The following is a 16,141-nucleotide window of genomic DNA, read 5'->3' as shown; positions in this document are numbered from 1 at the left end:
TTAGTTGATAGGGAAAACCGAATCGGAGGCGTCCGGTAACCCGGGTGTTCGACCGTCGGTTAGCAGGGCACGTCTTCGGCTGGGTCAGGGGCGGTCTTGGATATCTGTAGCGCCCACACGCCGGACCGCTTCTGTTCTACGGCCACCCGTGGCGGTGCCGAGGTGAGATCTTCGAGGGCTCCGCTGACGTCGCCCGGACGGGTGTCCGTCACGAGATGGAGCGACTCGCCGGGAGCGAGCGCGCCGAACTCCGCGCGAACCTGTTCGATACGCGCCCGGTCGGGGACGCCGCGAAGGTCGAGCGCAGTCTCGGGAACCGTCACCGTCGTCCGGTCCGCAAGGGCTTCGCGTACGTCCTCGCCCAGGTCCCGGAAGGCTGCTGGGACGTCTCCCTCGGTCGAGCGAAGCGAGTCGTCGATGGGGAGCTCCGCGAGTACGTCCGCACTGAGGTCGGGGTCGCTGCCGAACGGCGCGTGGTCGTCGCCACAGGTGGGACAGGTGAACCCGGCCATGTTGACAACGGCTCCGAGTACCGGGACGCCCTCCTCGCGGAACAGCGCCGTCGAGCGCTCCGTATCGCTGGCCGCGGTCGGAAACGGCGTCGTCACGAACACCGCGCCGTCGACGGGGAACGACTGCAGCGTCGTCAACACGATGTCGCCGGTCCCCGGCGGCAGGTCGAGCACCAGCGTGTCGACGTCCCAGGCGGCGTCGGTCAGCAGTTCCTCGACAGCCTCGTGGGCCATCGCGCCGCGCCAGGCCATCGGTTCGTCGTTGGCGATCAGGCCGACGCTGACGACCTGCAGGCCGTCGACCTCGACCGGCTCCGCCCGGCCGTCCTCGGTCGAGCCGAGTGGCCCCTCGATGTCGAGTAACTCCGGCGTGTTCGGACCGTACACGTCGGCGTCGAACAGGCCGACCCGCTCGCCGGACGCGGCCAGTCCGCGCGCCAACTGGGTCGCCACGGTGGTCTTGCCGACGCCGCCTTTCGCGCTGGCGACGGCGATGATTTGGTCCACACCGGGCACGACAGTCCCGTGGTCCGGCTCTGTGATGTCCGTCTCTATGTGGACCGCCTCGACACCGCCACACTCTAGCACTACCGCTCGCATCCGGTCGGCGAGCGCGTCCGCCGTGGCAGGGTCCATGCCGGACAGCGCCGTCTCCACGCTGACGGTCCCGTCAGTGGTAGCCACGGACGCTACCAGCCCCGCGGCAACCACGTCCTCGTCACTCTCGGGCGTGGCCACAGTCCGAAGCGCGTCCCTGACCGCGTCTTCCGTTGGTTCGGGCTGCTCTCCGGACATATTACCACGTCTCCCCGTGTTCGGTTTCCGGTTCGGGACCATCGTCGTCGTCCATCAACGTGCCGCCGTAGGGGCGGTAGTCGATTTCGAACACGCTGTCGATACGCTCTATTAGGTCCTCGCGCCTGGCGATGATCTCAGTATCGAACTCCGCGGCTTCCAGGGCGTCGACGAGGCCGTCGTCGTCGAGCCGCCCGTCGCCGTAGGCGGCGGCGACGCCGTCCCGGAACGTGTCGGCGTTGCGCCGACACCGCAGCCCCTCGTCGATGTCCGTCTCCGCTTCGCTCCGGTCCCCGTCCAGCGGGACAGCCTCGAAGTGCTCGATGGCCCGCCGGTCGAACTCGGCTGCCTTCGAGAGCACCTCGGTCGCCTGTTCGATGGGGGACAACTCCGCCCAGGCATCCCGGGCGACGGGCGCGACCATCGTGTCGACGATGTCGGTCCAGGTCGTCGCTCGCTCGGGGTCCTCCAGCGCCTCGGCGACGAACGCACCGACGTGGTCCTCCGGGATGGTCATGCCCAGCGACGACTCAAGACCGCCGCCCTCGTCGGTTTCTGTCTCGTTCCCGTCCTGTTCCGCTGCCGTGCCGGTCGAGTCGAGTTCGTATGGCATCGTCAGGTCCTGTCCTCCGGGTCGGTGTTCAGGTCGCGCCGGGGCTCGAACCCGGGCGCGCCGCCGGGGGCCGGTGACCCGCTCCCGGATCGGGCCGAGCCAAAGGAGCCGGCGGGGTCGTAGCCATCGACGGACTGCTCCGCGGGCGTGTCCGGCCCGCTACCGGGGGCCGACGGCGGCCCGATTTCGACATCTAGCTCCTCGGGGTCGGTCCCGCGAGCGCTCGCGAGCGCCTGTTTGGCCGCGCGGGCGACGTCCTCGCTCTGGTCGGTCACGCCGTGGGCTTCGAGCGCCTGCTCCGCGCGGTCGGTCGCGAGTTCGCCGAGGCTCTCGGCGGCTTTCGCCCGGGCGAAGGCGTTCGGCTCTCGGGCCAGCATCGCGGCCAGAATGCGTTCGGCCTCCGGCACGTCCTCCGCGACGCCGCCGAGGAACTGCGCGGCGTACTCCCGGACCGCCGGATGGGGGTCGGTCTTGATACACTCGACCAGCAGCGGCTGGTCGGCGTCGCCGCGCTTGCCCATCGCGATGACGGCGTTCCGTCGGACCCACCCGCTGTCGTCGTCCAGCGCCCCTCTTAGCTGGTCGGCGTCGCCGCCGGCCCGCGAGAGGGCGACGACGGCTTCGGCCCGGACCCACGATTCGGCGTCGTCGAGCGCCTGCCGGACGACGGCCGGCGCGGCCCCGGCGACACCCAGCGCCTCGACGGCGAACTGCCGCACTTCGGGGTCGTCATCTTCCAGTGCGCGCTCTCCCAGCGCGTCAATCGTTTCCCGGTCGAGGCCGGACTCGGCCGCATCCACAAGTGCGATGGCGGCGTCCTGCCGAGTCCGGACCTGTGGAGCGTCGAGTGCGCTTCGGACCTCTGTCTCGGTCTCGCCCGGCGTCCGACCGCGTGCGCTCCAGTTCTCGTAGCTCATCGCGCCAGCCTCCAGTAGAGGACAGTCCAGCCGGCGACCGTTGCCGCGATGAGTGTCCCGAGCGACGTGTACAGCGGGTTGCTACTGCCGCCCGAACCGCCGTCGCCGCTACTGGAGTCGCCGCCGCTGGAACCGCCGCCGCTGGCGGCGCTACCTGAACTCGAACTGTCCCCGCTGCCGCCGCTCTCGGGTGCCGTGAGTTTGCCGGACTCGGTGTCGAGCGTGCTGTACTGCATCGTCAGTGACTTCTTGCCGTTGACCTCGTCGCTACTCCCGTTCCAGACGGCGAAGGCGAGATACATCGTCTCGTTTTGCGAGAAGGTCGCGTCATGCTGGCCCTCGCCGGTGTGTTCCCGGACGAAGACGACGGACCACTCGTCGCCGTTGCGAGTCCCCTGTGCGTTCACGTTCTGCTGTGGCGCGTTGCTCAGCGACCCGTAGCCGGCCGCGTAGTAGTTTTGGCCGTAGTTTTCGTACTGGCTCTGCGAGAGGGGGTTGCCAGCGGCCATGCCCGGTTTGGTCTCCTCGTCCGGGTGCGGGTAGGCGTACATATCGTTGCTCCACTCCGCGTTCTTGTCGTTCCCGTACTGCCACTGGGACCGCCAGTACCAGATGTTGACCGGGTCGCCGCCCGCGCCCATCGTGATCGGCGGTTTCTCGCCGCTGTGGAGCATAACGGCCGCCGCGTCGCTGTAGTTCTTCGGCGACCGGATGTTCGTGTCTTTCGTCGGGTCCGTCCAGGTCAGCCGGAAGGCGACGTGGGTCTCGTTGGTCAGCGCCTGCACCTCCATCTCGTCGACGCTCCCGCCGCCGTAGGGGACGGCCATCTGCTGTTTCGACAGCGAGACGGTCCGGGACGGAGCCTCCGACCAGCGGTCGCTCTCGGCGGTCTGGGGCACCTCGTCGGTCGCGACCAGCGGTTGCTGGCCGCCGGTGACGGCCGCTGCGACGGCCATCTGTCCGGCCACCAGAAGCGCCATGACGACTGCCGTTGCTGTCGTCGCCCGGCGGGCCGCCTCGTAGTCGAGTTCAACCATCGGCTCTCACCCCCGTGCCGGGCGAGACCGGATCGGGATGGCTCGCCTCGTCGAACTCGACCAGGGCCGCCGCAAGCTCCGCGGCGGCGGCGTAGACGGCGCTCGTCTCGGGCAGGTCCCGGTCGGAACTGCCGCCACCGTCGACGGTTTCCCGGACCCGATGAGCGAACGCGGGGACGAAGTCACCGAGGTGCTCGTCTAACACCGTTGCACCCGCACGAGCGAGGCGGACGGCCGTCTTGTCGTCGCCGCCGTCGAGGGCGACCGCCCGCTGTGCGGCCAGCACCTGCAGCAGCTCCAGTTCGACGGTGACGTGGTCGTGACGCTCGTCGAACTCGTCGCTGATTTCAAGGCCGAACTCCTCCAGCAGGCCGACGACCGTGGCGATGCGGCGCTGGCTCTCGTTGACCTCCTCGCCGGTGGTGTAGTGGGCCTCGTAGGGGACGACCGGATAGGTCCCCCCGTCGCCCGGGAGGCCGAACAGCCGATTGTACGCCGGTTCGAGCGAGTCCCGGTCGACGCCGTCCAGCGCGTCAAGCAGCGCATCGACCTCGCTGTCGAGCCCGAGTTCGACCCCGGCCTGTCGCACGGCGTCCTGTACCGCCTCGTCCTGTAAATCGGCGACGACGGCCTCATCGGGGTACTGGAAGACCGCCGCGGCGAACCCGTACAGTGCGGCGCGTCGCGTGTGGTGTTGTGGCGTGTTCTTCATTGTACGCACCTCAGGGCTGGTTCGTCCACTGTTCGCCCTCGCGGACCTCCATGGGCTCCTCGATGGGCACGTCGACGACCTTCTCGCCGTTGCGGTCCCAGCCCTTCACGCGGTTCTCCTTGACGTTGTAGGTCTCGATGAGCCGCGTCGTCGCGCCGAACAACTGGAGAATGCCAAGCACTTCGTGGCTGGGGTTGCGAGCCCGCTCTTGGACGATGCGGACCGACTCCTCGTAGGTGTCGCCCGGCCACTCGTTTTCTTTGACCTCGGTGTTCGGCGTGAACATCTGGGTCAGGAACTCCGGCGGGACGTGGTACGGCGGCATGTAGAACACCTGCGGCTGGGTCCCGAACTGCGGGTACAGCGGCAGGGCCACCTTCTCGTCGGAGTGGACGAGGTAGTTGATCGGCGAGCGCCCCGACGCGGCGGAGGACTTCCCCCCGCCGGCCCGGCGTCCGGCCCGCGGTTGATGTTGCCGTGGAGCCGCGTCTTCCCGATACAGGAGGAGACACACCGGGGGACGTTCCCTTCCTCGATGCGAGGGTAGCAGCCGACCGGCTTCTCAGTGACGCCCGTTTCGGGGTTGTACATCGGCTTGTGATACGGACAGGCCTTCACACAGCGACGGTAGCCCCGGCAGCGTTCCTGATCCAGCAGGACGATGCCGTCCTCCTCGCGCTTGTAGATGGCCTTCCGCGGGCAGGCCGCCAGACAGGCCGGGTTCTTGCAGTGGTTACAGAGCCGCGGGAGGTAGAACTGCCAGATGTCGTGGTACTCGTCGTTCTCCAGGTCGGACTCGACGACCTCGCCCTCGGGGTACTCGCCGTGGACCTGATCGTCGCCCAGCGCGGGGTACTCCCAGGCCTGCTTCTCGGCGATGTAGCCGTGGACCTTTTCGCCGTTGTCGGCGGCGTCGAAGATGGTCTGGTCGGCCTCTAAATCGTCGAGCAGCCGCATGTCCCAGCCCATCGGGTAGCCGCCGTAGGGCTCGGTTTCGACGTTCATCCACCACATGTACTCCTCGCCCTCGCCGCTGGTCCAGGTCGACTTACAGGCAAAGGAGCAGGTGTTGCAGTTGATACACCGGTTCGTGTTGATGACCATCCCCCAGTGGTAGTCCCGCTCTTCCTCGCGGTGTTCGTAGGGATAGCTGTGCTCGCGGCCGAGTTGTGGGTTGTACGTTTGTGCCATCAGTCGTCACCTCCGGGCGTCGTCGTCCCGGTCCTGCCAGCGCCGCTACCGCTTGGCTGCAGTGACCCGCCGATGTAGTCCTCGACGAGGTCGTCCCGGCGGGCGTCGCCGGGCCACCAGTCCGCCTCCTCGTACTTCTCGACGTCCACGAGGTCGTCCCGGTTGGTCCCCGTCGGGGCCCACACCGTCTCCTCGTAACCGTGTTCCAGTTCCGCCCCGTGCCAGGCGATGTCCTCGTCGACGATGTCGGAGACGTTCGGGTCGCCGAACACCGCCTTGTGGACGAGGTCGTCGGTCTCCTGCAGCGGGTCGAGCCAGATGTTGGTAATCGTGTTGTACCCCTTGACGCCGTCCTCGTCGGCCTCGTCGTCGGGGAAGTGCTGGGGCCACCAGCCGTGCCACAGCGTCAACTGCCCCATGTCGCCGGCTGACCGCGGACGCTGGCGCTCGCTGACCATCGCTCTGACGACGAGGTCGCCGCGCTTGCCGGTGATACGGACGTAGTCGCCGTTCTCCACGTCGATGTTCTCGGCGTCGCTGGGATGCATCTCGACGAACGCCTCCCCGAGCGGCGCGACGTCTTCGGACTCGCCGTCGCCGGTCGGGAACGAAAAGTCGTCGACGAGGCGGTCGGTCCCCTCCGGATCGCCGCTGACGCTGCCGAAGTCACGCGAGGCCCAGATGAGGTTCCAGTCGGTCATCCCCCACGAGGAGTGGGTCCGGTACTTCGGGTGTGGGGTGTTGTAGTAGAACTGGTTGCCCTCGTCGTGATACAGCGGGTTCTCCTCGTCCTTGGCCTCGTCCCACTTCTTGTTCACGCCGTAGGGAGTCCCCTCGACGCTCTCGACGTGGTCGATGTCGTCCCGGCCGAGTTCGATGAACCGGTCTTCCTCCTTGTGGAACTCCATCCGGCCGGTTTTCGTGTAGAACGGCCGGTCCTCGTGGACCTGCGAGTAGAACGGAATCCGCGGATAGGTCTTCAGGTCCAGCCGTTCCGGGCCGTCCTCCAGGTCCTCGACGTCGATGCTCTGGGTCGTCATCCCGCGGTCGAAGGTCTCCTGAATGTAGTTGGTCACGTCGCCGTCTTCCTCCAGGAACTCCTCGAAGTACGACCGGTAGGAGTCGACGTTTCGCTCCTCGGGCGGAATCTTCTCGTCCAGTTTCTCGGCCACCATCGCGACGGCTTCCCCGTCTTGTTTGGTGTCGTAGATGGGGTCCATCACGCCGTGGTCCATCTGGACGAAGGGGTTCTCCGGCCCGACTGTGATGTCGGGGTAGTCACACTCCAGCCAAGACGGCACGGGGAGCACGATGTCGGCGTGCCGGGCGGAGTAGGTCATATGCATGTCCGAGACGACGAACAGGTCGTTCTCGGTGTCGGGGTGCTTGACGAAGTTCTCAATGACGTGCTCCTGATGCTTGGTCTGGTTCAGGAGGTTGCAGTTCATCGTCCACAGGATGGACGGCTTGGACATCGTGTACGACCCCGCGTTCTCCGGCATCACCGGCTCCTCGGCGTCGCCCTGCGGGACGAGGTCCATCTCGCGGTCGAAGTCGCCGCGAATGTCGTGCGGATCGAGTTTCTCGCCGCCGAAGAAGGCGAAGGCGTAGCCCGGATACATCCCGTGGGCGGCGTTGCCGTCCGGGTTGACGTAGTGGGGGTAGCCGTCCAGCAGTTCGATCTTGTACTGGCCGGAGTAGTTGTAGTATCCCTGGCCGGCGTCGCCGATGTTGCCAAGCATCGCCTGGACGAGGAACACCGCCCGCTGGAGCGCGTCGTTGGAGTGGAACCAGTGGTTGATCCCTTCGCCGGTGAACCACTGACCCTTCTCGGCGTCGGCGAACTCGCGTGCCGTCTGGGCGAGCTTGTCCGCCGGAATCGTGGTGATCTCCTCGACCGTCTCCGGATCGTAGTTCTCGATGATGTTGTCCCGCTGGCGGGCGAAGTCGCTCCTGACGGCAACGGTCGAGCCGTCGGTCAGTGCCACCTCGCTGTCGACGTCTAGCTGCGGCGTGGTCGGCATCTCCTCGCCGACCTCCTCGCGGGTCATCGCTACGGGCTGGCCGTCCTCACCCAGCACCACGAAGTCGCCCCAGTCGTTGTGCTCGTGCTGCTCGTCGAGGTCCTCCGCGGGCGGTTCGACGTCCTCGAACACCTCGTGTGCGCGAAGGTATTTGCCCGTGTCCTCCCGGATGAGTAGGGGAAGACTCGTGAACTTCCGCATGAACTCGGCGTCGTACAGTTCCCCGGCCATGATGACGTGGGCCATGCCAAGGGCGAACGCCGGGTCGCTCCCGGGGCGGATCGGGAGCCACCGGTCGCACTTCTGGACCGTCGGCGAGTAGTCGGGGTAGACGCCGACCATCTTCCCACCGCGTTCGCGGGTCTCCTGCAAGAAGTGGTTGTCCGCGAGTTTGTTGTGGATGAGGTTCTTCCCTTGAATGATGGTGTAATCGGCCTTCCGCCAGGCGACGGCGTCGGAATCGGATGTCTGGTAACCAGTGGTGATGACGTGGCCCGGCGGCAGGTCGGCGTACCAGTCGTACTCGGTCCACTCACAGCCGCCGAAGATGGACGCCAGTCGGCGGCCCGAGCCGTGCCGGGTGAACAGTCCATCTGCCTTGATGGCGTTGAAGATGTGGAACCGCTTGTTGTCCTCTAAGTTCGCCATCTTCTCGGCGATGAGGTCGATGGCCTCGTCCCAGGAGACGCGCTCGAACTCGTCCTCGCCGCGGCCCTCGGGGTTAGGGTCCTCGGGGTCCCACCCCTTGCGGACCATCGGGTACTTGATGCGCGACGGCTCGAACGTCCGGCGGTGCAGGGAGAGCCCCTTCATACAGCCACGGGGGTTCCAGTGCTGGCTGACGCCGGCGTCCTCGTAGCCCGACGGGCCGACCGAGGGTTCCTCGTTGTGATACACCTGCTCGGCCCGTATCGGGACGCCGTTTTTCATGTAGAAGTTCAGCGCACACGACTGGGTGCAGTTGGGGTGACACACCGTCCAGTCCACCTCGTCGTAGGCGTAGATGTCGTGGTACACCTGCTCCCAGTCCCGGTTCGGATAGGATTTGAGCGGGTTGTCCACGCTCGTTATCGGTTCCGTGGACTGTGTCGCACCCCAAGCACCTTCGGCGAGCGCGCCGACCGTCCCTGCGCCAGCCGCGGTCAGGAAGTCCCGCCGTGACAGTTTCACCGGACATCACTCCGTTGGACAGCGCGTATCTGCATACGTGGGACCCACGGCCTTTGCTAAATGAACGATACTACAGGTTCCCAATTGGTGAGACGGGGCACGAAGATATTCGGCGAAAAAGGGTCTAAGGACGGGCTTCTGTTTTCAATACTTTACTGTCGGCTGTAAGTCTGTAAAGAATTTCGCCACCCGGGGTGGCGAATATCTTAAAATAGTTACAGCCAACAGTATTGACTTGCCGAAGACTATCGGTACCTACTCCGGGAGATAAAAATCGGATTTCGATTGTCTGTGCGGGGACGTGTTCCTGAGTTGAGCGATTTTGGACGGGTTCCGATGGCGAACGATGACAACGTCGTAGGCGTCGTCCGATGCAATCGACCCGCCGACACTGCTGATGCTCGTGACTAGGTGGCCGGCGTTTTCGCTTCCGATGAATACCATTGACGCGTCTTCTCTCTTGGCCATCTTACGGATGGCTTTCGCCACCGATCCGGCCGGCGCGTACCGATCCACGACTGTATGTCGGAAATCCGAACTCGGACACAGGTCCATCACCTGCTCGTGCAGTGAGGTGACGACTGTCTCCAGATCGAATTCTTCGTTCGGCCCGATCCAGTCGCGTTCTCGGGCGTACTTGGCATTCTCGTTCCGAATAACGCTGATGGCCAACACGTCCTCTTCGAAGACGGTGCCGAACTCCGTCGCCCGAACGAGTGCTGCCTCGGCCAGTTCGGAGCCGTCGAACGGCACAACGAGTGTCATACGCTGATTACCGGAGCCATAGACAAGTAACATACCGTTCGTTCTTACACGGCGAGAAGACAGCCCGCAATCGAAGAGCCAGTACTGCACCCAGACCCGAGACACGCAGAACGGTAGTCCATCAACTCCCGAGGGACAACCGTTCGTCGCCCATTCGCTTGCCTTGCGCAACGAGACGCTCTCCGTAGTCGGTCCGGGCGTCGTCCCATGACGCCAGCGCGTCTCCGAGCGAACTGTGGCGGTCGAGAGCGGCTTTTAGTTCGACGGCGTCGCTGGCCGCCTTCGCAGTGCCAGCGGCAGTGTGTGGGCGGGCGACGAACGCCGCATCACCGAGCAGACAGACCCTATCGACTGTCATCCGGGGGATCCGGAGGTCGTAAATCGCCTGCACGAAAGGCGCTGCTGTTGTTGCAACGAGGTCGGCAAACACGGGCGGCAGTATCTCGGTCGCCCGCTCGCGCTGGCGCGTTTCGACCGGGTTTTGGAGGTGCCCCGGCGACACGCTGAACTGCTGGCTTGCTCCTGTCGTGTCGGTAAAGATAGTATCACGCTCGCGCCCGCGGAGTGTGTCGTACCAGACCCAGTTGAGACGGCGGTCACCGGGTGCTGTGCTGCCATCGCCGCCTGGGATGAAGTACGCGAGGATGAGCGTTCGCTCTCCCTGATAAAACGTGAAGCGGCCGTCGAACGCGTCGATGACTGCATCCGAAACGTCCGCCTCCGGGACGACACCACGCCACGCGACGTAGTCGGCAAACTCCGGTTCGGTCTCGGGAAACAGTTGCGCACGGGCCGTCGACTGCCCGCCGTCGGCAGCGACGACCAGATCGGCCGCGGTCCGGTCCCCATCGGCGAATCGAACCGTGCCGTCTGTGGCCCTGAGGCCGGTGACAGTCCGACCGGCGTGGTACCGGTCGTCCGGGAACGCCGCCCGCAATTGACGGTAGACCGCGTCCCAGGAGGTGAACACCATCGAATCCGGTGTCGACGTCCGTACATCGCCGTCAGCAGTCAGAAACCGCCGCTCACTGGCTCGGGTGGTGATGGTCGCCGGGTCGACGATGTCGTGTCGTGAGAGGAACTGTCGGATCGACTGCTGGGCGACGATGCCGCCGCCGCGACTTCGGAGGTCGCCGGCCGATTGCTCGGCGACCGTCACGTCGTGGCCTGCACTGTCGAGAGCGATGCCGGTAAACAGGCCGCCCATCGACCCGCCGGAGATGGTGACGGACAGGGAATCGGATGGTTCGTTGGCGAGGTCCTGTGACACGGCCCCTCTCAGCGCTTGCCGTACGAAAGGCCTCTGGTCACCAGCCGATGACAGTATCGCTCCCGAACACCAGCCCCGAGAGGCGCTCCTGAAGTTCCCCTGTCGCTTCCGCTGTAAATCATCATACTACGAAGTCCCAATGGTTGCCTCGCACCGAGTCGGACTATTAATGTCAGCCGACACTAAACACGACGTATGCGAGTCGCGGCAGTCGGAATCGGTGGTGCCGGGGGACGGATCGTCGAGCGGCTGTGGCAGGACAACGAACGCCGCGAGACGACGTATCTCGGCGCGGCCTGCGCCGTCGATACGGACACCGAAGCGCTCGACGAACTCGACGCACTTCCGGACGACCGGCGGCATGCCTTCGGGCTCTCCGAAACAAACGGGGCCGGAACGAACGGGGACCGGACGAACGGTACTGCCGCCATCGAAGACGAACGGCTCGAAGTGCGCCGGCCGATAGACCAACTGGTAACGAGCGATATCGACGCTCTCGTCCTCGTGGCCGGACTTGCGGGCGGGACGGGCAGTGGCGCTACGGCCCACATTGCCGATGCACTCAGAGAGATTTACACGATCCCGGTCTACTGCCTGTCGGTGTTACCCGCCGGCAGGGACGACGAAGCAGCCGCCAACACCATCCAAGCACTTCGAGCGCTGGAACCGACCGTCGACGGGCAGATACTGTTCGACAACGAAGCGTGGCTCGGAAGCGGACAGACGGTCGAGACGGCCGCCGAGACGCTGAACGAGACTGTCGTGACACGGCTGGGTGCACTATTCGCAGCGGGTGAGGCGACGGCATCCGACGCAGTCGGCCAGAGCGTCGTCGACGCCAGCGAAATAATCAACACCCTCTCGGATTCGGGTTTCACTACGCTTGGCTACGCCAGTCAGGACCTGCAAGCGGACGATGGCGGCAGTGACGAGACAGTCATAGACCAGCTCAAGAACCGTTTTCTCGGCGACAACTCGGACGACGTCGACGAAATCGAGGCATACAACGCCGTCGAGACGACACTTCGCCGCGCTGTACGCGGCAAACTGACGGCCCAGTGCGAGCTGGATTCGGTCGACAGAGCCCTGGCCGTGTTTGCCGGGCCGCCCGCGTGGTTGATCCGGGATGCCGTTACCGACGGGCGGCGATGGCTCACGGAGGAACTGCAGTCACCGGAGGTACGGAGCGGCGATATGCCGACGCCGGACCGGGACACGTTGTCGGTTCTGGTCGTACTCAGCGGCGTCACAGAACTGCCGCGGCTGGTGGAACTCAAAACGCTGGTCGACGAATCACAATGAGACGGCCCGTTAGATTCTCGTGGGACTGGAGCCAGACCGTCTGAAGTGCGGAAAAAACGAGACAAAGCGGATTGCACTCAAATAGATTTATAAGTGACAGTTTTCAACGAAACCATACGATGACACGGACTGTCATATCATACGAAGACGGCCACGTCTACGAGTTCGCCCCGAATATGGAACCGCTGTATACGGCTGCAGACGGGGAATCGCTCACATTCGAAACCATCGATAGCCTGAACAAAGCCGTTCAATCAGACGCTGATCTGCTGGATGCGATCCCTGAAGAAGTGAATGCGGCTACAGGGCCGGTTGCTGTCGAGGGAGCTACACCCGGCGACGTCCTCAAGGTTGAGATCGAAGACGTCCGAGTCACCGAGGATCTGGGTCGCGTAATTACGGCACCGGGGTTTGGACTCCTCCAGGATCACGAGGACATCGAACACCCAGCGACGCGCGTGACGGAGATAACCGACGACGGGGAGGCACTCTCGTTCAAGGATATAGAGGTACCAGTCGATCCCGTCATCGGGACCATTGGCGTGGCAACGTCCGAGGAATCGATGTCGACTCTGACGCCACACGACCACGGCGGAAATCTCGATACCACGGATATGACCACCGGGACGACGGCCTACTTTCCGGTGTTCCAGGACGGTGCGATGTTAGCGATGGGTGACTCGAAGGCCGCGATGGCAGACGGTGAAATGTGTGGAACTGGTACCGAAATCGGAACCGAGATCGACGTCACCGTCTCAGTAATCTCGGATGCCGCTGTCGACCTTGAGCGCCCACTCGTCGACACCGGTGACGCGTGGAAGACGATTGCAAGTGCCGAAACGATGGAAGATGCGGTCAAGACGGCAAACGAGGACCTCATCGGATTGCTCGCTGCCGAACACGAGTACACGCTGACCGACGCCTACCTCTTTTCGAGCCTCGTTGGCGGCCTCGAAATCAGCCAAGTCGTCGACCCACTCGTTACTGTGCGGAACTCCATTCCGCGTGAATACCTCCCAGATCCATTCTAATTATCGCGGCGAATCTTTCAGTCCTGTTGGTACTTAGCGGGACGACAGTTTCAATGGGGACACTCATCTGGATGATGGATTTCTGCTCGTCCTGCTACCGGCATTCCGCAAATTGGAGGCTCTGAATCTGGCGTACACCGCTGAACGAACGCACGACCTCCCAGAATCGACAGCTTCTGCTATCGGCCACCTGCCAAGAAGCCACAAACGGTATCCACTTCTATGCCCCGCTGGAATCGGCTCCGAAAGATGTCGATCCGGTTGCTCCACTACTCAGACATTGAGAACGCTTGCGACGACCCCGTGCGGATGGGTCGGCTTGCCGGAACGATCCAGTCAATCCGCGGGGAGGATACTGTAGTCGCTGGCACCGGCGACAACACTGCACCGGGTGTCCTCGCCCATTACTACGAGGGGCATCAAGCGATGCCGTTTTTCCGGGCAGTGAGTACCGACGTCGAGACGGTAGGGAACCACGATTTCGACTTCGGGACTGCTCCCATTCTGGACGTGGTCTCGAAGAGTCCACAGGAGTGGGTCGTCGCGAACGTTTACGAAGGCGAGAGTGAGGGCGCCCGTGGCGCTCCCTTCGCTGGATTAGACGGGACGACAGTCTTGCATCGAGATGGCCGGCGAGTCGGATTCGTCGGCGTAGTCGATCCCGCGACTCCCCGGATTGCTGCCGGCGCGTCAGAGCTGAACGTGACCAATCCTGTCGAGAGCGTGCGGAAAGCGGTCAGCGAACTCGGCAACAGTGTCGATCATTTCGTCGTCCTCGCACACTTGCGAGACGACTTAGAGACCGACGTTGCGGCCGTCGAGGGTGTCGACGCGGTCCTCGGCGGCCACGTCCACAGGGAGCGCCACGAGGCTGTCGACGGAACACTGGTTGTCCGCCCCGGAGCGAACGGGCAGGTGGTCTGGGAAGTCGAACTCTTCGACGGGGACCGCTCGCCGATTGCCACCCGTCATTCGACAGCCGAGGGACCTATCGACGAGTCCGTGGCCGACATGACCCGCGAACGGCTGGCCGATGTCGGTCTGCTGGAGACTGTTGCCACTGTCGACGATCCGATCCATCGAGGCCTCGACCGGCGAACCCGCGGCGAGAGCCGCGTTGGCAACCTCGTGGCTGACGCCTATCGCTGGGCGGCTGATACTGACGTCAGCTTCGTCCACAATGGTGGCCTTCGAACGGGGCGACCCCTGTCCGGCGAGGTCACTGCTGGCGAGGTGGCCAGCGTACACCCCTTCGGCGGTACGGTAGAAGTCCTCGGCGTCTCCGGTGAACAACTACGAACCCTCTTGCAGGCGGCCTTCCGTCCCCACCGCGAGGACGGACGGCTCTGGCACGGCGACGTCAGCGGGATGACCGTCGAGTACGATTCCGAGGCTGGACGGCTAATCGGTGTGGCTGTCAACGGCCAGAGTCTCGAAGCCGGTCGAGAGTACAGACTTGCCACCAACTCCTACGTCGTCTACAGCGATGACTGGCCGATTCCACACGAGGCAACCATCGACTCGTTCGGTCTCCCGTTCGAGACCGTCGCAGACTACGCTCGCGAAGAGGGCATCACTGTCCGGGTGGGTGGCCGACTCCAGGACTGCTGACCGGGTCCCGCCACGGATGGCCTTCTGCAACTGTCTCCTTCAGGTACTGACCGTTCCAGAACTACCCTGTCGTAGTAACCAACAGTACTTGCTATCGACGAGCCTTGTTTCGACGCGGTGCAGGTCGGCCGAGCCGGTAGCTATCGGAAAAACGAAATCGACCAGAGACTCCCACAGACCGGTCCTGTTCAGTCGACACAGACACCACCCCACGTTATTGGAGACATCTAAACAGGGCCGTATATAGTATTACGAGTCACGGTGGACGGTTCATAGTAGTCAGTATACATATTATAAATGTTCAAACACGTCATCAGTATGCGTTCCAGTGTAGCATGAGCACACTCTCGGCTGATACGGAGAGTTGGTTATCGTTTGGTAAACAGGACATGATGGTGTTCATACTCGTTATGTCCCTTACCGGGTTGCAGAACGCGTTCACAGAAATCATGCCCGAGTTCACGGTCGGACCGCTAGAACTGGGCGTTGGTGGCTTCATCTTTATCCCGATCGTGCTGGTGCTACTTTTCAGGACCTACTGGGCTGCAGTAGCCGTTCCTGTTGGCGAAATCGTATTCGGAGAGATACTGCTCGGTGAGTTCGATGGTCTGGGTGCCATGGAGGGATTGCTTCTCATTCCGGTTTGCTATTATTTCGCCGCGAAACTGCTTCAGGACCCGGAAAACACCACACAGTTGGCAATTGTCGTGTTTCTGGCTGAGGCACTCGAAGAGTTCTTCGCTACGTTCATCGACATTGGGAAGGTGTATATCGGGGTTGAAGAATTGGAAGCCGTACCCGGCCTCCCCGAGAGCATTATCGTGCTCGAAGGGGTCGACTTCCTCACACAGATGCTAATCACGGGGACTCTTTTCGGCGTCATCCCCGCACTGTATCTCTACCCCAAACTCCACGGTAAAGTCGAACCGCTGCTCGGTATGGAACCGTTTGAGGGTGAACGCGGCGGGTCGATGTGGCGTGGCTTTTCCCCGAAGGCGCTGTTGGCGGTGCTTATCGCGTTCCCGCTCGCCTTCGTGGCCGAGGCTGCCAGCGAAGTCGGCGGGGCGGTCAACGTAGTCTGGGAGCCGGAATTCCTCGCGACGTTCGGTCAGAGTTACATCGCAGTTCCGATCGTCGTCTCCGCTATCGTCGCCACCATCGTCTGGTACCGCGCAACGCAAACGGCGTAAG

14 protein-coding genes are annotated in these 16,141 nt (G+C 63.7%); 4 read left to right on the top strand and 10 right to left on the bottom strand.

Annotated elements, in window-relative coordinates; all coding sequences use genetic code 11:
* Positions 1–59: 59 nt before the first annotated feature.
* From SG26_RS00315 to SG26_RS00275, 10 genes are all read right to left on the bottom strand, one after another.
* Complete coding sequence (locus tag SG26_RS00315; protein WP_050036524.1) at positions 60–1,307, bottom strand: P-loop NTPase; 1,248 nt, start codon at positions 1,305–1,307, stop codon at positions 60–62.
* A 1-nt stretch (position 1,308) separates the two neighbouring features.
* Positions 1,309–1,920 carry a hypothetical protein gene (locus SG26_RS00310; RefSeq protein ID WP_014030946.1) on the bottom strand — a complete coding sequence of 204 codons (612 nt, stop codon included), beginning with the start codon at positions 1,918–1,920 and terminating at the stop codon, positions 1,309–1,311.
* A 2-nt stretch (positions 1,921–1,922) separates the two neighbouring features.
* Positions 1,923–2,837, bottom strand: coding sequence for a HEAT repeat domain-containing protein (locus tag SG26_RS00305; RefSeq protein ID WP_050036523.1), 915 nt, complete (start codon positions 2,835–2,837; stop codon positions 1,923–1,925).
* Entirely contained in the window at positions 2,834–3,874 is a 1,041-nt protein-coding gene (locus SG26_RS00300) for an ethylbenzene dehydrogenase-related protein (RefSeq protein ID WP_050036522.1), read from the bottom strand. Before SG26_RS00300 ends, SG26_RS00305 begins: the two co-directional genes overlap by 4 nt.
* Entirely contained in the window at positions 3,867–4,586 is a 720-nt protein-coding gene (locus tag SG26_RS00295) for a molecular chaperone (protein WP_050036521.1), read from the bottom strand. Before SG26_RS00295 ends, SG26_RS00300 begins: the two co-directional genes overlap by 8 nt.
* Before the next feature lie 10 nt (positions 4,587–4,596).
* Entirely contained in the window at positions 4,597–4,911 is a 315-nt protein-coding gene (locus SG26_RS21800; protein WP_225308201.1) for a hypothetical protein, read from the bottom strand.
* The gene (locus SG26_RS00290) at positions 4,878–5,777 is read right to left on the bottom strand and encodes a 4Fe-4S dicluster domain-containing protein (RefSeq protein WP_225308200.1); all 900 of its coding nucleotides are present in this window, start codon (positions 5,775–5,777) and stop codon (positions 4,878–4,880) included. The genes SG26_RS21800 and SG26_RS00290 overlap by 34 nt, the downstream gene beginning before the upstream one ends.
* Positions 5,777–8,971, bottom strand: a complete 3,195-nt coding sequence (locus SG26_RS00285; protein WP_050036520.1) for a molybdopterin-dependent oxidoreductase — start codon at positions 8,969–8,971, stop codon at positions 5,777–5,779. The genes SG26_RS00290 and SG26_RS00285 overlap by 1 nt, the downstream gene beginning before the upstream one ends.
* A 255-nt stretch (positions 8,972–9,226) precedes the next feature.
* Entirely contained in the window at positions 9,227–9,736 is a 510-nt protein-coding gene (locus SG26_RS00280) for a universal stress protein (protein ID WP_044952611.1), read from the bottom strand.
* A 121-nt stretch (positions 9,737–9,857) separates the two neighbouring features.
* A complete protein-coding gene (locus SG26_RS00275; RefSeq protein WP_318526337.1) occupies positions 9,858–10,970 on the bottom strand; it encodes an FAD binding domain-containing protein in 1,113 nt (370 codons plus the stop codon).
* 231 nt (positions 10,971–11,201) lie between these two features.
* On the opposite strand from SG26_RS00275, the gene SG26_RS00270 reads away from it, so the two are divergent.
* The 4 genes from SG26_RS00270 (at position 11,202) to SG26_RS00255 (ending at position 16,140) form a co-directional block, all read left to right on the top strand.
* Positions 11,202–12,308 (top strand): tubulin/FtsZ family protein, encoded by a 1,107-nt coding sequence (locus tag SG26_RS00270; RefSeq protein ID WP_014030954.1) that lies wholly within the window; start codon positions 11,202–11,204, stop codon positions 12,306–12,308.
* Between the two features lie 119 nt (positions 12,309–12,427).
* A complete protein-coding gene (locus SG26_RS00265; protein WP_050036519.1) occupies positions 12,428–13,339 on the top strand; it encodes an acetamidase/formamidase family protein in 912 nt (303 codons plus the stop codon).
* A 249-nt stretch (positions 13,340–13,588) separates the two neighbouring features.
* Positions 13,589–14,950 (top strand): bifunctional UDP-sugar hydrolase/5'-nucleotidase, encoded by a 1,362-nt coding sequence (locus SG26_RS00260; RefSeq protein WP_050036518.1) that lies wholly within the window; start codon positions 13,589–13,591, stop codon positions 14,948–14,950.
* Positions 14,951–15,285: 335 nt separating this feature from the next.
* A complete protein-coding gene (locus tag SG26_RS00255; protein ID WP_050036517.1) occupies positions 15,286–16,140 on the top strand; it encodes a hypothetical protein in 855 nt (284 codons plus the stop codon).
* Position 16,141: the final 1 nt, after the last annotated feature.

The organism is Haloarcula sp. CBA1115, assembly GCF_000827835.1.
Lineage (GTDB): Archaea > Halobacteriota > Halobacteria > Halobacteriales > Haloarculaceae > Haloarcula > Haloarcula hispanica.
The sequence above is the reverse complement of the archived record's forward strand: the minus strand, read 5'-3'. Positions and strand labels throughout refer to the sequence as shown.